Origin of the sequence: Selenomonas sp. WCT3 (assembly GCA_900100835.1) — a bacterium.
Classification (GTDB): Bacteria; Bacillota; Negativicutes; order Selenomonadales; family Selenomonadaceae; genus Selenomonas_A; species Selenomonas_A ruminantium_E.
Window position 1 is genome coordinate 13,505 of sequence record FNCM01000013.1, and the last position, 16,846, is coordinate 30,350.

Below are 16,846 nucleotides of genomic sequence, written 5' to 3' on the forward strand. Positions count from 1 at the left end.
AACATAAATTCACAGTGAAAAACCGGCTGACAGAAAGTCAGCCGGTTTTTCGCGTCCGGGTTTATGGAATTTGTTTGCTGGCCCCGGGACCGTCCTGGGAGACCGATACTTTGGTATCGGCAAAGGTACGCATGTCATTTAGCATGTGCAGGGCGGCTTCCGTGATATTTAGGCCCAGGGCGGCGATAATGCCGCCGGGCAGGGTGATATCAGCCTGCAGCAGTGCCGGCTGGATATGGAGAATATAGGGCCGGACTTCCGGACATAAAAGCTCGGTGTAGCGGGCGATGATTTCCGTGGCTTCATCGTCAAGCAGGATAAAGCTGCTATTGTGGGCGGCGGCGATGATAGCGCCGATAATGGCCCCAATGGCTGGCTGATAGGCTTCGGGAGCCTTTTGCAGGAATTCGTCCGCCGCGTAGCGCAGACTGCCGTCTGGATTCAGCAGGGTAGTTGCAAATTCCGTAGCTGCCGTTCCAAAGGGGGCATCTTCGTCCAGTTCCGTCAGGGCCAGCCCCAATAATGGGTAGGTCAGGGACAGGTACTCAGCCTGTTCGCGGCCAAAATCAAAGGCGGCGGTGGGGGGCAGGCCATCCCGCAAATGGGCCAGGGTCACTTCAGCGCCGGCATGCTGGGCAAAGGCCGCGGTGAGTTGGGCCTGCAGGGAATTCGTCTGGCGGCCGGTGAAGACCAAAAGTGCCCGTTCCATGCCGCACTCGGGCTGGTCACTGCCAATGATGCCGGCAACTTCGGCGGCAATCTGTTCCAGATAGCCGAGACTGTCCAAGGGTTTGGCCAGATTATTGATGCGGTGCTGGCAGTTATGGAGGGCCTCATAGTCCAGGTCCTGCATGGTGCGCAGGTAGAAATCAAAGGTTTTATCGGTAATCTTGGGGATGGTATGGCGCATGAATTCCTGATGAAATGGCGTTTCGACAGGTTCCTGGGGGAGCTTGTCGATTACATCCCAAGCGGAGAGCATTGCTTCTAGCATCGTGACCAAAATACTGGAGCCGCAGGCTTCGCCCAGTTTCAAATCCAGGTTCATCAGCGGCCGCAGGCCGAGTTTTTCCAGGGCAAAGGCATGGGATTTTTCCGCGCTGAGGTGGGAGGCAATCACATAGCTGATGGACTCCGGGGCGATGGCCTGGGCAATCAACGCGGCGGCACTGGTGTTGGCGCCATCGAGGATTACCGTGCCGTGACGGGCAGCGGCACCGAGGATAATACCGGCAATGGTGCCGAATTCAAAGCCGCCGATTTTGGTCAGAATATCGATGCCGTCGTTACGGTCAGGCTGGTTGATATCTAGGGCCTGTTGGACAATGCTTATCTTCTTTTGCAATCGTTCGTCGGAAATGTTGGTGCCCCGGCCCGTGGTCTCCACCGCCCGGCGGCCACAGCAGGCGGCGGTGATAGCCGCGCTGACGGTTGTGTTGGCAATGCCCATTTCCCCGGGCAGGATGCAGTCAAAGCCCTTGTCCATGACCTGATTGGCGATGTCGATGCCCGTTTCGAGGGCCAGGATGGCCTGCTTCCGGGTCATGGCGGGGCCTTTGGCAATATTGGCAGTGCCGTTGGCAATGTGACAGTCGATAAGCCCCGGAATGTCCGAAGCATCGGCGGCGATCCCCATATCAACGATGAGCAGCTCAGAATCGCAGTATTGGGCGAAGGCGTTGGCGGCGGCCCCCTGGTTGATGAGATAGTTGCGGGTCATTTGCAAGGTGGTTTCCGGAGGATAGGCACTGACGCCTTCTGCCGCCACGCCGTGGTCGGCACAGCAGATAATGGTGCATTTTTCTGGGGCCTGGGGATGGCGCTTTCCGGTTATGGAAAGATAGCGTAGTAAGAGGCCGCGGAGGCCGCCGAGGCTCAGGTCATCATCTTCCATTACCTGATTGATGCGCTTGGCGGCCGCTTGAGGAATTTCCTGGTTGGGTGGTTCGATGATGGCGATGGTTTGTTCCAGCAGGCTCATCCGATTTGCGCCTCCTTTGGCACTTGTTTTAGTGACAGACCGATGCGGTTGCGCTTTTCGTCAATGCTGATGACCATGACGTTCAGGACGTCACCGATAGACAGAACATCAAGCGGATGCTTGACGCGTTTTTTGGACAGTTCGGAAATGTGGATGAGGCCGTCCTGATGCAGGCCGATGTCGACAAAGGCGCCAAAGTCCGTGATATTGCGTACGGTGCCGCGCATGATGGTGCCCGGTTTGATATCGGACAGCTTGACAATCGCTTGACGGGTCAGCGGTGCAGGCAGGTCCTCACGCGGGTCGCGGCCAGGTTTCACCAGTGCATCGAGAATATCCTTGACCGTTGGTTCACCGGCATCCAGTTCTTTGGCGAGTTTGGTGATATCGACCAGTTTGCTTTTGGTGGCCAGCATGGCCAGCTGATTCTTGTCAGACAGATCCTGCAGGTCAAAGCCGAGTTTTTCGAGGATGGCTTCCGCCAGTTTATAGGATTCCGGGTGAACCGGTGTGTTATCCAGCGGCGATTTGGCCCCGGCAATGCGCAGAAAACCGGCACACTGGGTAAAGGCGGCGGGGCCGAGACGGGGGACCTTGAGCAGCTGGCGGCGGCTCATAAAGGTGCCGTTTTCGTTACGGTAGGCAACGATGTTATTGGCAATGGTGCTGTTGATGCCGGCGATATGCTTTAAAAGTGCGGCAGAAGCCGTGTTGAGGTCGACGCCGACATGGTTGACGGCACTTTCGATGGTAGCATCAAGCGTCTGGGAAAGTTCCTTCTGATTGACATCGTGCTGGTACTGGCCAACGCCGATAGCCTTCGGGTCGATTTTTACGAGTTCGGCCAGCGGGTCCTGTACCCGGCGGGCAATGGAGACAGCACCACGGATGACGACATCGTATTCCGGCAGTTCCTCCTTGGCAAGAGCCGAGGCCGAGTAAACGGAGGCACCAGCCTCGTTGGCAATGATGTAGTGCACATCGGTGAGGTTGTTTTCCCGGATGAGTTCTGCGGTGAACTGCTCCGTCTCATAAGAGGCCGTGCCGTTGCCGATAGAAATCAGCGTAACGTGATTTTTCTTGATGGATGCCAGTACTGTCTTGGCGGCTGCTTCCTTGGCGCGGTCGCTTTGGGTAACCTGCAGGACACCGTGGTCCAAAACCTGCCCGGTGGCATCGACGACGGCCATCTTGCAGCCATTGCGGTAGCCTGGGTCAAGCCCCATGACCGTATGGCCGGCCAGAGGTGCTTGCAGCAGCAGCTGGCGCAGATTTACGCCGAAAACCTTGATGGCCTGTGCTTCGGCTTCTTCGGTGAGCTGGGCGCGGATTTCGCGCTCGAGAGCCGGCAGCAGCAGGCGTTTGTAGCCGTCCTCGATGGCAGCGCGCAGGCAGTCATCAAAGATGGATGGCTGGCGGTGGATTTCGTTATAGATACGGCGGCAGTTCTCCTCGTGGTCGATTTCAAGTTTCACTTTGAGGGCGCCTTTTTTCTCGCCGCGATTAATGGCCAGGATGCGGTGGGAGGGGAGCGTGTGAACGGGTTCACGGTACTCGGCATACATTTCGAGTACCTGTTTATCCTCTTCGGCGGCATCCTCGCAAAGGCTCGTAGTGAGGATGGCCATGTTCCAGAGGCGATTGCGCATTTTCTTGCGCAGGGCAGCATCCTCCATGGTGGTTTCGGCCACGATATCCCTGGCACCGGCAAGGGCGTCTTCGGCGGTTTTGACGCCTTTTTCTTCATCCACAAAGGCGGCGGCTTCCGCAAGCGCCGAGCCCTTGGTCTGGGCCTGCAGCATCATGGCATTGGCAAGGGGCTCCAATCCCCGCTCCCGGGCCATCATCGCGCGGGTGCGTTTTTTCTGCTTATAGGGGAGGTAAAGGTCCTCCAGTTCCTGCAGTTTGGTGGTCTTCTCAATGGCCGTACGGAGTTCGTCGGTGAGCTTGCCCTGTTCCGCAATCTGGCCGAGGATTTCTTCCTGGCGCTTGGCTAGATTGCGCAGATAGGAAAGGCGCTCCTCTAACTGGCGCAGCTGTTCGTCTTCGAGAGACCCCGTAGCCTCTTTGCGGTAACGGGCAATGAACGGAACCGTGTTGCCATCGTCGAGCAGTTCGATAGCTGCCGCCACCTGTTTCGGGCGGACGTTCAGTTCCTTGGCGATAATCGTTTCGATATCTTTTGTAAGCATAAAATATGCACCATCTTTCTTGCAGTTTCGTTTTTCATTATACCACAGATATTTGTCTCATTACCGTTTCAGTGGTGATGCCATTTTGCGTTTTGTTTTTATAGAAAAGAGGAAAAATACGATATAATAGAAAAGAGTCTATTACCTTGGTTATTGGTAAAGGAGGAATTTCTTATGAAAAAGGTTTTAGCAGGTATCTTGTTGGGGGGCGTTTTGGCTGCGGCACCGTTGATGGCGCCGGCTCCCTTTGCAGTTTCCGTAGCAGAAGCTGGTACGGTGAAGACCTACGACGGTGCGTGGTTGGTAGAAATTGATGACTCTTCGGTCGCCATGGTAGGAACCAATCATGCGCATGTTGGAATTCGGTGCAAGAATCTGATTCCGGGCCGCAAAAACTATGACCCGTATACGGTGGTAGACGTCCGCTGGGGAAAGGGCGTGGATTGCCGCTATTTAAGCGGTGGTACGGTGAACAATAACATCGCCCTAGCAATTGCGAATTATATGAGTGAAAATTACTGATTGCCTCGCTCATTAGGCTGCGACGGAAAAGGGAAGGCAGTGAAGCCTCATAAATCAAGGAAGGAAGAAAAGTTTTGAGTATGAAAAAAGTATTATTTGTTTGCCATGGCAATATCTGCCGGTCGACGATGGCGGAGTTTGTGATGAAGGATATGGTGGCAAAGGCTGGGCTTACGGAGGAGATTCTTGTCGAGTCGAAGGCCTGCCGCACGGATGAGATTGGCAGTGATACGCATCCGGGGACAAAGCGGGTACTGACGGCTCATGGCATTCCCTTTACGCCGCGGCAAGCACGGCAGATTCGGCGCAGTGATTACGAGGAATATGACCTGATTATCGCCATGGATGATGAAAATATGTGCGATTTATCGCGCTTGACAGGCGGCGATCCGCAGGGAAAGTGCCACTTGCTGCTGGAATATGCCGGGGAATCCCGTGAGGTGGCCGATCCCTGGTATACGGGGAATTTTGAAGTCACCTATGCAGACGTTACGAAGGGATGTCGATTCCTGCTGGACAAAATTAAGCCGATGCGGTAATATAGATAGGTAATTGTGTATAGGAGTGTATCATTGTAAACCTAAAAGAGATACATTTCCGGCCGCAACGGAATTTTAATTAGAGAAGGTGCTTTATTGGAATCAAGAGGAAGTTTTTCGACCCGTCTGGGCTTTATTCTGGTTTCCGCTGGCTGTGCCATCGGCCTCGGTAATGTCTGGCGTTTCCCTTATATTACGGGAGAATATGGTGGCGCGGCATTCGTGCTGATTTATCTGGTGTTCCTGGCCATCCTGGGCTTGCCAATCATGGTGGCGGAGTTTGCCGTTGGCCGTGCGAGTATCCGCAGTGCGGCAATGTCTTTCGATGCGCTCGAACCGAAAGGGACAAAGTGGCATCTTTATAAGTATGGAGCCATTGCGGGCAATTTGCTCTTGATGATGTTCTACACCACGGTGTCCGGCTGGATGCTCTACTATCTCTATAAGATGGCTTCGGGTGGCATGGAAGGGCTGGATGCCGCGGGGGTTGGCGCTGTCTTTGGTGCTCTGCTGCAGGACCCGGTGACCATGGCTGGTTATATGATAGCCATCGTACTGCTCTGCGGCGGCGTCTGCTATTTAGGGGTACAGGCTGGTGTTGAGCGGATTACCAAATCCATGATGTCCTGTCTGCTGGTGCTCATGGTGGTGCTAGCGGTCAACAGCGTCCTGCTGCCAGGTGGCGAGGAAGGCCTGCGCTACTACCTGTATCCGGATTTCGGACGGTTAATGGAGTTTGGCATCAAGGAAGTCATCTTTGCGGCGATGGGCCAGGCGTTCTTCACGTTGTCCATCGGCATTGGTGCCTTAGCGATTTTCGGCAGCTACATTGGCAAGACCAAACGCCTAACGGGTGAGGCAATCTGGGTGGTTCTGCTGGATACTTTCGTCGCAATCATGGCGGGCCTCATTATTTTCCCGGCTTGCTTTGCCTATGGTGTCAATCCGGCCAGTGGCCCGAATCTGTTGTTCGTGTCGCTGCCGAACGTATTTAACGCGATGCCCTTTGGCCGCCTTTGGGGAACCTTGTTCTTCCTGTTCATGACTTTTGCCTCCATGTCGACAGTCATTGCGGTATTTGAAAACCTCATTGTCTGCTTCTTCGAGCTCTTGCACAAGAATCGCAAGACCATCATCCGTTGGGGGATTCCGGTCATCATTCTGCTGTCGATGCCCTGCGTGTTGGGCTTTAACCTTTGGAGCGGTTTCCAGCCGCTGGGCCCAGGTTCGGGGGTGCTTGACCTGGAGGACTTCTTTGTCAGCAACAATTTGCTGCCCTTGGGGTCGCTCGTCTATTTGGCGTTCTGCACGAGCCGCTATGGCTGGGGCTGGGATAACTTCATCAAGGAGGCCAACACGGGCAAAGGAACGGCCTTCCCCACCTGCGTGCGTTTCTATGTGACTTGGATTTTGCCGCTTATCGTACTCGTCATCTTCATTAACGGGTATCATGCGCTGTTTTTCAGTAAGTAAAAATGGGCTGTAAAAGCCTTGGCCTATGCCCCCGCTGACTTGGATTCGAGTCAGCGGGGGTATTGTATTTTGCCCAAGGCTGGATATTTTATTCTTGGCAAACTTTGAACATTGGCGTTATAATTATTTTTGGAATAATTCGATGCATATGAGACGTTAGAATGCATTGGCATTAGGAGGTTTATTCATGGAAAATAGGGAAACTGCGACTGCTGAATGGCGTTGCAGTTGCGGTCAGTCTGGCAACAAGGGCAATTTCTGTGTGAAATGCGGAAAGCCGCGTCCGATAAGCCAGCCACAACCATCACAACCGCAGCAGCCACAGCAGCCTATGCAGCAGCTGCCGCCGCAAAACCAGCAGGCCTATGGACATCCGCCTTACGGGCAGCAGCAATACAGTCAGCCACCTTATCAGCCGCAGTATCAGCAGCCGATGTATGGCCAGCCGGTTTATCAGCAGCCATACCAGCAGCCGGAGGACAAGAATAAGAACCTCAAAATCGGACTGGGGATTGCTGCCCTGATTTTGGTGCTGGTGCTGGTATTCTTTGCGATGAAGGAAGGCGCCCTGGGGGATGAACCGGCACCGAGCAACTACAGTTCCGTATCGAAAAACGGCGAGAAAGCGGCCCAAAACCAGAATGCCGACAAGAAGCAGGATGGCAGCCGCGAAATGCAGACAGATCTTTCCCTGGGAGGAATGGACCTGGGCATGACCGTGGCGCAGATGCACGAGACGCTGGGGCAGGAACTGTCCACGAAGCAGAAGGACGGTATGGTATTCTACCAATATCCGACCGTGGAGGTTGGTACCCGTGGGGATATCGTCACTTCCCTGGTATCGGAGACGGGCAGTGCCCTGACGAAACGCGGCCTGCATGAAGGCTCTCTGTTGCGTGAGGTAACGAACACCTATGGTACGGACTACATGAAGTCGGAGTATGGCGGCAAAGACCTTTACGAATACCGCTATACGGATCTTCAGGGACAGACGGGCATCCTGCGCTTTGCGGTAGTTCAGGGAACGGATACGGTTAACTACATCAGTATCCGCCGGGCTACGGAGTAACGCAGGAGAATCACTATGAATAAGAAAAAATGGGCAATCGCCCTAAGTTTTATGGTGGGGGCCTTGGCACTTTGTACCGGCTGTCAGCTGACCGCTGATACGGGCAGGGCGCTGGAGGATAAACCCGCTCAGACGCTGGATGAGCAGGTGGATACCATCGTGGAATCCATGACCCTACCAGAAAAAGTTGGGCAGATGGTCATGATTGGTATCTATGGTACCGATGTAAATGATGATAGTTTGTTTATGATGCATCAGTACCATATCGGCAATATCATCCTGTTTGACCGCAATCTGGAATCGGCTGAGCAGACCAAGGCCCTTACGGACCACCTTCGCCAGCAGGCCGAGCAGAAAGTGCCCCTCTTTATTGGGATTGATGAAGAGGGTGGGGCGGTAGTTCGTGGCAAGGCCTTTATCACGCCGCCGCCGTCCCAGCAGGAAATCGGCGCATCGGGGGATGTCACCCAGGCGGAAGGCTGGGCAGATAGGACCGCGCAGCAGTTAAAAAGCTTGGGAATTAATGTAAATTTTGCCCCGGTGGCTGATTTGGGCGGCACCCGCGGCCGCTCCTATGGAAAGGACCCCGGGCAGGTATCCAAATTCTTAGCGGCTGCAGCCCAGGGGTACGAGAAAAACCGGGTAATGTATGCCCTCAAGCATTTCCCCGGAATTGGCCGTGGAACGGTGGATACCCATCTTGATGTCTCATCCGTCATGGCCAGCCGTGAGGAACTCATGCAAAAGGATATCGTGCCCTTCAAGGACATAATCAGCAGCCGCGCGGATGAAGATTCCTTCATTTTGGTGGGGCATCTGAAATACAGGGCCTTTGACCCCGGCCGGCCGGCCAGCCAATCGCCAGCGATTGTGACGGACCTTTTGCGGAAGGAACTGGGCTATGATGGCATCATCATAACGGATGACCTGAATATGGGGGCCGTTGCCAAATACAGCAGTCCCCGCGACCGCGGCATCCAGTCGGTTAAGGCGGGCGTTGACATGATTATGATGTGTCATGAATATTCCTATGCAACGGAAGCCTATCTGGGGATTCTCGAAGCTGTCGAAACGGGTGAGATTCCGGAACAGCGAATCGATGAATCCGTAAAAAGGATTGTAAAAGCAAAATTATTGCACCAAGGGAAGGAGTAACCAATGGAAGAACAGCAGGAAAAACAGGCGGTACAGGAGCAGGAATGGACCTGCTCCTGCGGCCATAAGAATATGGGAAATTTCTGTGAGATGTGCGGCAAGCCGCGGGCGGCGGCAGAACCCGCAACGGACGTTAATGGTGAGGTGTCCGAGGATACCCAGCCCCAGCCGGTAATCACACCGGAGATGGAGGCGGCAGCCCAAGCTGCGTCCCAGGAGGAAGTACCGCCGGCACCCCAGCCCCAGCAGCCGCCAATGGATGCGACCCAGAGCATGCCGCCTGTGCGGGAACTTGCTCCTATGCCACAGCAGCAGCCTTGGCAGCAGGGCATGCCGCAGCAGCCGATGGTACAGCCCCAGTAGCCACCATACATGGCACCGCCGCCACCGCCGGGTTACGGCTATGGACCAATGCCGCCGAAAAAGAAACATACGACGCAGATTCTTATCGGCATCGTAGTAGCGCTCCTCATCGTTGCCGTAGGTGCCTTTGCCTATGTCCGCGGAGCGGAAGACCGCTATGTAGCCAAATGTGTCAAGGGCGAGGAAGTTGTCACCGAGGTGCAGAATCTCCTGAAAGAGACAAAAGACCTCAATGGTGACCCCGATGCCGATGCGACCAAGGACTTTGTTGTCCGCTTGGATAAAGCGGGCGAGAACCTGGATAAACTGGCCCGCGACCTCAAGTCTTCGCGTACTGGCAGCAAGTACAAGGATGCCAATCAGAAACTGGTTGAGGCCGTTCAGCTGGAGCGAAGCCTCATCGATGACACCAAAACAGTCGTCAATCAGCCTCTCGATAAGGGGACAGACGAGGTGGTAAAACGCGTTCAGGCCAACACCAAAGATTTGGCTGAACGTGCAGGCGAGATTCAGATTTCCAAGACGGATTTTGCCACGGCGATGCAGCTTAGTGCGCTACCCGATGATCTCAAGGCCTATATTAACAAGAAAAAGGCCATCGAGGAACAAAAACGTATCGAGGCCGAACGCCGTGCGGCTGAAGCCGAAGCCGCGCGTAAACAGGCCATCCGTGACCGCCAGGCTGCACGCAACCAGCGGATTATCGATGCTTCCAATGGCGTAGAATTCCTGGCCACCAGTGTTCGCCGCACCAGCGCAAATCGACTGGATATCGACGGCTATTTCTACAACGGTTCGTATAATTCCATCCAGAAAGTAAGCAGCATGACGCTGAATATCACGCTCTATAATAACGGTGCGCAGGTATATTCGGATCACTTCTATTTTTACAACGACATGTACCTCGGCTCGCTGAGTCCGAAAGGACGTCAGAACCAGAGCCTCTGGGTAACGACAAACGGTCAGTCGATTCCAGAGTTTGATGAGTTTGAAGTAAATTCTACGAACGTACATTGGACGTATTGGCGAAACTTCTAAAACGCAACAAAAAGCATGTGGACGATTCCACATGCTTTTTTGTTGCATTTAAAATTTAGCGATAAGATTAGAAGGCTGCGACGACAGCACCTTTGTATTTATCGTTGATGAAGGCCTTTACTTCCGGGCTCTGCAGAGCTTTGATGAGGGCCTGGATTTCCGGACGGTCTTTGTCCCCTTCGCGGACAGCAAGGATGTTGACATAGGGGGACGTGCTGTCCTCCATGAACAGGGCATCCTTCGTCGGAACCAGGTTAATCTGCATAGCATAGTTGGTGTTGATGACAGCGGCATCAACATCTTCCAGGGTACGCGGTACCTGAGCTGCTTCTACTTCCTGGAATTTGAAGTTGTGCGGGTTTTCGGCGATGTCCTGAACCGTAGCCTTTTCGCCGGCGCCGTCTTTAAGCTTCAAGAGACCTGCTTTTTCCAACAGCAGCAGAGCGCGGCCGCCGTTGGTCGGGTCGTTGGGAATGGAAATCGATGCGCCGTCTTTGAGCTCCTTGAGGTCTTTGACCTTCTTGGAATAGACGCCCATCGGCTCGATGTGAATGCCAGCAGCATTAATGAGTTTGACTTCTTTGTGTTCTTCCATGAAGTTCTTGAGGTACGGTTCATGCTGGAAGAAGTTGGCATCCAGCTCCTTGTCGTTCAAGGCCAGGTTCGGCTGAACGTAGTCGCTGAACTCGACGATGTCCAGTTTGATGCCGTCTTTTTCCAGCATCGGTTTTACAATCTCGAGGATTTCGCCATGGGGGACAGCCGTTGCGCCGACCTTCAGCGTTTTCATGCCCGAGGAATTCTGGGCTACGGCACTGGTGCCGGAGCTAGCAGAGTCACTGCCACCGCAGCCAGCGAGGGCAAGGCAGGCGACGGCAAGGGTCGCGATAAGTGCAAGAATCTTTTTCATAGGTAAGCCTCCTTGAAGTATAATCGGATTACTTTTTATCTAGTTTTTTCGCCAGGGTATTACCCACAAGCTGGACTAGCTGGACTAAGATTATGAGGATAACCACGGTGGCAATCATGATTTCCGGGCGGAAGCGCTGATAGCCGTAGCGGATAGCCAGGTCGCCGAGACCGCCGCCACCGATAGCACCGGCCATGGCGGATTCGCCAACCAGGCTGATGATGACGGTGGTGAGCTGGGCCGTGATGCTGGCCCGCGATTCCGGCAGCAGAACCTTCCAGATAATCTGGAAGGGGGTAGCACCCATGGACTGGGCGGCCTCAATAAGACCGTAGGGAACCTCTTTGAGGCTGGTTTCCACCTGACGGCCGATAAAGGGAATCGAGGCGATGACCAGCGGAACCATAGCCGCCGAGGTGCCGATAGCCGTGCCGACAATCACGCGGGTCAGCGGGATGATGGCCACCATCAAGATGATAAAAGGAATGGAGCGGATGACGTTGACAACGGTGCCCAGGCATTGGTTAAAGCCTGGGGCCTCCAGAATCTGGCCCTTGCTGGTGGTATGCAGCAACACGCCCAAGGGAATGCCGATTATGGAAGCAATGACCATGGATACCGCCACCATATAAACGGTTTCACCCAAAGCTTTAGTTAGCAGTGGAATCATGTCGGCGAACATAGCCAATCACCTCCTCCTTGAGATCTTTCGCCTGCAGATAGGCGAGGGCCTCCTGAACCCGCTCATGAGGGCCCGTGAGCCCGACAATCATGCGGCCAAAAGGCGTCGACCGGATTTGGTCGAGGTTGCCAAAGAGCATGGTGGTCTCCACCTCCGGGAAGTTCCGTATCATACCGGCGATAACCGGGTCATCGGCCCGTTCCCCGATAAAGGTCAGCCGCACTAAGAGATAAGCATCAGGGGCTGGCTCCTGGGAAACAATGCCGCCGCGGAAGGCCGCTGGCAAATCGTTCGAGAGCAGAACGCTGATGAACTCTTTCGTGATGGGCTGCTGGGGATTCGTAAAGACATCGATGACCGAACCCTGCTCGGCAATGACGCCTTTGTCGATGACGGCGACTTTATCGCAGATATCCTTGACGACCTGCATCTCATGGGTGATGACCACCACCGTCAGTTGCAGCTTGCGGTTGATGTCGCGAATGAGTTCGAGAATCGCCTTGGTGGTCTGCGGGTCAAGGGCACTGGTGGCCTCGTCACAAAGCAGTACCTTTGGCTCACTGGCCAGTGCCCGGGCGATGCCGACGCGCTGCTTCTGGCCACCGGATAACTGCGAGGGATACTGGTCCGCCTTGGCCTCCAGTCCCACCAGCTTCAACAGGGGCCGTACCTTTTCTTCGATTTTGTCGGCAGAAATTCCTGCTAATTTCAACGGGAATGCAATGTTCTCATAAACGGTAGCCGACGAAAGCAGATTGAAATGCTGGAAGATCATACCGATATCCTTGCGGGCTTCCCGCAGCTCACGGGCAGACATCTTCGTCAGCTCCTTGCCATCGACGAAGACCTGGCCGGCTGTGGGCCGTTCCAGCATATTGATGCAGCGCACCAGCGTTGACTTGCCAGCGCCGGACAGCCCGATGATGCCGAAAATCTCGCCGCGCGCAATCTCAAGGTCGATTCCCTTGAGTGCCTTGACCGGCCCGCTGGGGCTGTCATAAGTCTTCTCTATATGAGAGAGCTTAATCATAAGCACATTTCCTCCAATTCCTATTAGTATTATATGTTTTGAATATAACACAGGGTTGACAACTTGTCAACTGACAAACCAAGGTTATTTCGCTCTATACATATGCAAAAGACATTATATCATTAAATACGCACCAGATGCACAAATTTCACGATATATTTTATCGATGCGCACCATAGATTTTTCCTTTGGCAGAAATGCATCAGGAGCAGCCATAATTATCTTCCATTACCTTGACAGGGATAGGTTGGCGTGTTATCATCAAGATAACGAATGAGAAACAAAAGATGCGAAAACCCCGTTAATCAGCTTAGGACCTGATTAACGGGGTTTTCTACGTTTTTTGATTAATCTCAGTGCGTCAACCACCACTCAAATATTTTGAGTAGCACACCGACGATTAACGGAGCAACGATGAGCTCAACGAATTTCTTGAGAAACAAAAGATACACCTCCTTCCTTTGGAGGCTGTATATAGCATATCATATATGAAAAGGAATAGGAAGATCGTTTGTTTGGTTGGTTCCATGTTTTTTTATAAAAGGGTTGACAACTTTACATACGAATGCTATTATCGTATGTAAAGTTGTAAATAACAAAACACATATCACACATAGTTGATGACGAGAAAGAGTACGTTTGCGTGATGACCTATAGCGAGCCGGGTATGGTGAAAGCCGGTGGGATAGCGGGAGCGGAAAATCATCTCCGAGACATGGCGCCGAACGGCAGCGATTCGCTGTCAGTAAGTGGCCACGGCAGCTCCCCGTTACAGGAGCCGCGTATGATGGTACGTTGATTCCATGAGGAAATGATATCGATACTGCCAGAGTACGTAGTAGAGCGCCATAGCGGATAAAGCTATGGAATCTGGGTGGTAACGCGGATATAACGTCCGTCCCTTTACGGGGACGGGCGTTTTTTATTTTATCAGCACTTAGGAATTTATTTTAGGAGGAATCATCTATGGAAAATCTGGACCTTGACAGACTCAAACGCAAGCGGGACTGGCGGATCATCCTGCCGGTATTCTTAGTCTCCATCATCGCCTGCATTGACCGCGTCAACGTGGCCTATGCCAAGCTCACCATGACCCAGGACCTTCCCTGGATTACCCCGGAGGTATTCGGTGCCGGTGCTGGCATCTTCTTCGTGGGCTACCTCATCTTCGAGATTCCCGGCTCTCTGGTGGCAGCGAAATTCTCGGCTACCAAATGGATTGCCCGCATCATGTTCACCTGGGGTCTGGTCTGCGTGGCCATGGCCTTTATGACGACCCAGTTCCATTTCTATCTCTGTCGCTTCCTGTTAGGCGCTTCGGAGGCAAGCCTCTATCCGGTTATCTACTCCATCCTGTTCCCCCGCTGGTTTACCGCGGCGGAACGCTCCCGGGCCACTAGTCTGATGCTCACGAGCCTTTTGCTCTCGAACATCATCGGCGCGCCGCTGGCTGGTGTCCTCTTAGAGACTTCGTTCTTCGGTATGCATGGCTGGCAGGAACTCTTCATCCTCGAGGCCGTTCCGGCCTTGGCTTTTGCCGTATTCTTCTTCTTCTGTGTCAAAGACCGTCCGGATCAGGTTCATTGGCTCACGGCGGCTGAGAAAAAATACCTCACGGAAAACTACGAAGCCGAGCAGGCCGCTATGCAGGGCCGCAAGAAATACACGGTCCTCAAAGCCTTCAAAGACCCAAAAGTCCTCAAACTCTGTCTCATTTACTTCCTCTGGGTCGTTGGTTTCTGGGGCTTCTATTTCTGGATGCCGACGGTGCTCAAAGAACTCTCTGGTCTTTCGACCTCGCTCCTGGGCGGTGCTATCGCCATCCCCATGACGGCGGCACTCGTTGTGCAGGTCATCATCGGCTATACCTCCACGCGTACGGGGGATAAAGTCTGGCATGTAGCTGGCGCCCTCTTCGTCGGTGCGGTTGGCCTAGCCTGCTCCCCCCATGCGGGCAGCCTCGGCATGGCCCTCTTCCTCGTCTGCCTCTCGGCTATCGGTATCCATGCTGCCATGGGCGTATGGTGGACCATTCCGACGACTTTCCTTACGGGACCGGCTGCAGCCGCATCGGTCGCCCTCATCAACAGCTGCGGCAACATCGGCGGCTGGGTGGGCCCCAACATGATGGCATGGGTCAAAACCACCACCGGTAATTTCGACCTCGGGTACTACATCATGGGAGCCTTCATGTTCCTCTCTGGCCTGCTGGTTCTTTCTATTAAATATAAGTTCAACGGCCAGGTTCGCGAAGATGCCGACCCCGTAGCCAAAGTGGCGACGGTTGACGCTTGAGAATAAATAAAAATGTTGTATATTTTTTGCAGCCGAAAGGCTGCTTTTTTTCTTTTCGCGTCATGTATAAAAGTGAGAGGGGCAAGGAACCACTCCTCGAGAAACTACCATCCCATATAGAAAGGAAGTAATCCAAATGGCAAAACGCAAAGACAACACCACCAAACTCATCTTCAAAGTCGTCATTGGCCAGACGGCCGATGGCAAAGAAAAGCTGGCCCAGCGCACCTATAGCAACATCAACGCCGAGCTCACGGACGATCAGTTCTATGCGGTAGCCCGTGCACTGGCCGAGTTCCAGACGGGCACGGTCAGCGCCTACATCCGTCAGGATGCCAGCAGCATCGTAGCGTAATCGTAGATAGCGAAAGGAGAATGCATTATGAAATCCACACTCAAAATCCTCATGAATCTGGCCAACGGCAAAACGACAACGATTACGGTCCCGAATCCCCGTGCCGACATCACGAAGGCGGATATCGATGCCTTCGTTGAGGCCATCACCTCCACGAAAGCACTGATTGTCGCCGGCTATCCGGCCGTGGGCCTCAAAAAGGCTTACATCCAGAACGTGGACGATCAGGAAATCGTCGCATGACCATGGAAAACACCATCCTGACGGCAATATCCACCGTTGGCTTCCCCATCGTAGTCACCTTCTACCTGCTAACCCGTTTCCAGCGTTCGATGGATAACTTCACCGAGCAGCTGGCAAACCTGGTAAAAGAACTTCAACGCCGCCCTTGAGATAGAGAAAGGCTCCCTGCAGCTTGCGGGGAGTCTTTCGTGTGAAAAACAATGCAAAACCAATTGTAATTTATATTTAATCAATTTATAATAATAACAAGGCGTCTAATGTTTCACACCTGTATTAAATAATGGAAAAGAGGAATCCATCCATGATTTATCCAAACCAACATGAAGTAAGCGCCATTGTTCCCTTTACTGCCGAGGATGGCGGAGAGGGAACGAAAATCTTGACCAGCAGCGGAGAGAGCATCCTGCAGGAGAATCGGACGGTGAGCTACATCGTCCGGCACTATGCCGAGAACGAGGACAAGACCTTGCGACTGATTGGCCACCACTATGCCCCGAGTCTGGGGGCACGCCATGCTTTTCTGCTCCCCATATCCCTCGATATGCTTCTGGTGGGATTAAAGTACCGTACCCCTGGCTACAGCAGCCATCACCGGACTTGGGCCTACATCAACATCGGCCATGTGGAAAGACTCCATGCAGACCCGGAAAACAAACGGAACAGCTACATTGAACTCACGGGAGGAAGGCCCCTGCATTTGCTATGGTCGGTGGCAACGGTGCGGGAGAAACTGGTCGAGGCCCAGTACATCTATCTCCGGCAGCTTCAGCATACAAGGCTCATCCTGCAACGCATTGACAACCATATGCTGCGCAAAGGAATGGAACCGGGTTGGTTAGGAGAAAAGTCCTAACAATACAACAGATAGCTAAGATAATACGCCTAGATGATTCGAAATAATCGAATTATCTAGGCGTTTTCTTGTGTGTAAAATTGACATAAAAGTACACGAAATATATAATTGCAATAGGTGCGTATAGATAATAGTGCATATTAAAA

17 protein-coding genes and 1 other annotated feature are annotated in these 16,846 nt (G+C 53.3%); of the genes, 12 read left to right on the top strand and 5 right to left on the bottom strand.

Going from position 1 to position 16,846, the window contains the following annotated elements:
- Positions 1–61: 61 nt before the first annotated feature.
- On the bottom strand, positions 62–1,981 hold the full coding sequence (gene cobT, locus BLQ36_RS10550; protein ID WP_074515562.1) for a nicotinate-nucleotide--dimethylbenzimidazole phosphoribosyltransferase: 1,920 nt from the start codon (positions 1,979–1,981) through the stop codon (positions 62–64).
- On the bottom strand, positions 1,978–4,173 hold the full coding sequence (locus BLQ36_RS10555; protein ID WP_074515563.1) for a Tex family protein: 2,196 nt from the start codon (positions 4,171–4,173) through the stop codon (positions 1,978–1,980). Before BLQ36_RS10555 ends, cobT begins: the two co-directional genes overlap by 4 nt.
- A 174-nt stretch (positions 4,174–4,347) precedes the next feature.
- On the opposite strand from BLQ36_RS10555, the gene BLQ36_RS10560 reads away from it, so the two are divergent.
- The 7 genes from BLQ36_RS10560 (at position 4,348) to BLQ36_RS10590 (ending at position 10,332) form a co-directional block, all read left to right on the top strand.
- Positions 4,348–4,695, top strand: coding sequence for a hypothetical protein (locus tag BLQ36_RS10560; protein WP_033170684.1), 348 nt, complete (start codon positions 4,348–4,350; stop codon positions 4,693–4,695).
- A gap of 80 nt (positions 4,696–4,775) precedes the next feature.
- Entirely contained in the window at positions 4,776–5,234 is a 459-nt protein-coding gene (locus tag BLQ36_RS10565) for a low molecular weight protein-tyrosine-phosphatase (protein WP_074515564.1), read from the top strand.
- A 96-nt stretch (positions 5,235–5,330) separates the two neighbouring features.
- A complete protein-coding gene (locus tag BLQ36_RS10570) occupies positions 5,331–6,707 on the top strand; it encodes a sodium-dependent transporter (RefSeq protein ID WP_074515565.1) in 1,377 nt (458 codons plus the stop codon).
- Between the two features lie 187 nt (positions 6,708–6,894).
- A complete protein-coding gene (locus tag BLQ36_RS10575; protein WP_074515566.1) occupies positions 6,895–7,776 on the top strand; it encodes a hypothetical protein in 882 nt (293 codons plus the stop codon).
- A gap of 15 nt (positions 7,777–7,791) precedes the next feature.
- Complete coding sequence (locus BLQ36_RS10580) at positions 7,792–8,931, top strand: glycoside hydrolase family 3 protein (RefSeq protein WP_074515567.1); 1,140 nt, start codon at positions 7,792–7,794, stop codon at positions 8,929–8,931.
- Positions 8,932–8,934: 3 nt separating this feature from the next.
- Positions 8,935–9,294, top strand: a complete 360-nt coding sequence (locus BLQ36_RS10585) for a hypothetical protein (RefSeq protein ID WP_074515568.1) — start codon at positions 8,935–8,937, stop codon at positions 9,292–9,294.
- A gap of 9 nt (positions 9,295–9,303) precedes the next feature.
- Entirely contained in the window at positions 9,304–10,332 is a 1,029-nt protein-coding gene (locus BLQ36_RS10590) for a hypothetical protein (RefSeq protein ID WP_074515569.1), read from the top strand.
- Between the two features lie 67 nt (positions 10,333–10,399).
- Here the strand turns inward: BLQ36_RS10590 and BLQ36_RS10595 are convergent, their stop codons facing one another.
- The 3 genes from BLQ36_RS10595 to BLQ36_RS10605 are packed head-to-tail and all read right to left on the bottom strand — an operon-like array spanning position 10,400 to position 12,954.
- Positions 10,400–11,242, bottom strand: coding sequence for a MetQ/NlpA family ABC transporter substrate-binding protein (locus tag BLQ36_RS10595; protein ID WP_074515570.1), 843 nt, complete (start codon positions 11,240–11,242; stop codon positions 10,400–10,402).
- Positions 11,243–11,270: 28 nt separating this feature from the next.
- A complete protein-coding gene (locus tag BLQ36_RS10600) occupies positions 11,271–11,924 on the bottom strand; it encodes a methionine ABC transporter permease (protein ID WP_074515571.1) in 654 nt (217 codons plus the stop codon).
- Entirely contained in the window at positions 11,893–12,954 is a 1,062-nt protein-coding gene (locus BLQ36_RS10605) for a methionine ABC transporter ATP-binding protein (protein ID WP_074515572.1), read from the bottom strand. The genes BLQ36_RS10600 and BLQ36_RS10605 overlap by 32 nt, the downstream gene beginning before the upstream one ends.
- 611 nt (positions 12,955–13,565) lie before the next feature.
- Positions 13,566–13,860 (top strand) — a binding site (T-box leader).
- Between the two features lie 60 nt (positions 13,861–13,920).
- Here BLQ36_RS10605 and BLQ36_RS10610 point away from each other — a divergent pair.
- The 5 genes from BLQ36_RS10610 to BLQ36_RS10630 all read left to right on the top strand — a co-directional run bounded on the left by BLQ36_RS10610 (position 13,921) and on the right by BLQ36_RS10630 (position 16,700).
- Positions 13,921–15,249 (top strand): MFS transporter, encoded by a 1,329-nt coding sequence (locus tag BLQ36_RS10610; RefSeq protein ID WP_074515573.1) that lies wholly within the window; start codon positions 13,921–13,923, stop codon positions 15,247–15,249.
- A 136-nt stretch (positions 15,250–15,385) separates the two neighbouring features.
- A complete protein-coding gene (locus tag BLQ36_RS10615) occupies positions 15,386–15,604 on the top strand; it encodes a DUF1659 domain-containing protein (protein ID WP_033170674.1) in 219 nt (72 codons plus the stop codon).
- 27 nt (positions 15,605–15,631) lie between these two features.
- Positions 15,632–15,847, top strand: coding sequence for a DUF2922 family protein (locus tag BLQ36_RS10620; protein ID WP_033170673.1), 216 nt, complete (start codon positions 15,632–15,634; stop codon positions 15,845–15,847).
- Positions 15,844–15,996: a YvrJ family protein gene (locus tag BLQ36_RS10625; protein ID WP_231473885.1), complete on the top strand. Its 153-nt coding sequence runs from the start codon at positions 15,844–15,846 to the stop codon at positions 15,994–15,996. Before BLQ36_RS10620 ends, BLQ36_RS10625 begins: the two co-directional genes overlap by 4 nt.
- A gap of 152 nt (positions 15,997–16,148) precedes the next feature.
- Positions 16,149–16,700, top strand: coding sequence for a hypothetical protein (locus BLQ36_RS10630; RefSeq protein ID WP_074515574.1), 552 nt, complete (start codon positions 16,149–16,151; stop codon positions 16,698–16,700).
- Positions 16,701–16,846 lie beyond the last annotated feature (146 nt).

Coding starts and splice junctions, on each gene's coding strand:
- cobT (WP_074515562.1), bottom strand. CDS start 1,981: ATGAGCCTGCTGGAACAAACCATCGCCATCATCGAACCACCCAACCAG.
- BLQ36_RS10555 (WP_074515563.1), bottom strand. CDS start 4,173: ATGCTTACAAAAGATATCGAAACGATTATCGCCAAGGAACTGAACGTC.
- BLQ36_RS10560 (WP_033170684.1), top strand. CDS start 4,348: ATGAAAAAGGTTTTAGCAGGTATCTTGTTGGGGGGCGTTTTGGCTGCG.
- BLQ36_RS10565 (WP_074515564.1), top strand. CDS start 4,776: ATGAAAAAAGTATTATTTGTTTGCCATGGCAATATCTGCCGGTCGACG.
- BLQ36_RS10575 (WP_074515566.1), top strand. CDS start 6,895: ATGGAAAATAGGGAAACTGCGACTGCTGAATGGCGTTGCAGTTGCGGT.
- BLQ36_RS10580 (WP_074515567.1), top strand. CDS start 7,792: ATGAATAAGAAAAAATGGGCAATCGCCCTAAGTTTTATGGTGGGGGCC.
- BLQ36_RS10585 (WP_074515568.1), top strand. CDS start 8,935: ATGGAAGAACAGCAGGAAAAACAGGCGGTACAGGAGCAGGAATGGACC.
- BLQ36_RS10590 (WP_074515569.1), top strand. CDS start 9,304: ATGGCACCGCCGCCACCGCCGGGTTACGGCTATGGACCAATGCCGCCG.
- BLQ36_RS10595 (WP_074515570.1), bottom strand. CDS start 11,242: ATGAAAAAGATTCTTGCACTTATCGCGACCCTTGCCGTCGCCTGCCTT.
- BLQ36_RS10600 (WP_074515571.1), bottom strand. CDS start 11,924: ATGTTCGCCGACATGATTCCACTGCTAACTAAAGCTTTGGGTGAAACC.
- BLQ36_RS10605 (WP_074515572.1), bottom strand. CDS start 12,954: ATGATTAAGCTCTCTCATATAGAGAAGACTTATGACAGCCCCAGCGGG.
- BLQ36_RS10610 (WP_074515573.1), top strand. CDS start 13,921: ATGGAAAATCTGGACCTTGACAGACTCAAACGCAAGCGGGACTGGCGG.
- BLQ36_RS10615 (WP_033170674.1), top strand. CDS start 15,386: ATGGCAAAACGCAAAGACAACACCACCAAACTCATCTTCAAAGTCGTC.
- BLQ36_RS10620 (WP_033170673.1), top strand. CDS start 15,632: ATGAAATCCACACTCAAAATCCTCATGAATCTGGCCAACGGCAAAACG.
- BLQ36_RS10625 (WP_231473885.1), top strand. CDS start 15,844: ATGACCATGGAAAACACCATCCTGACGGCAATATCCACCGTTGGCTTC.
- BLQ36_RS10630 (WP_074515574.1), top strand. CDS start 16,149: ATGATTTATCCAAACCAACATGAAGTAAGCGCCATTGTTCCCTTTACT.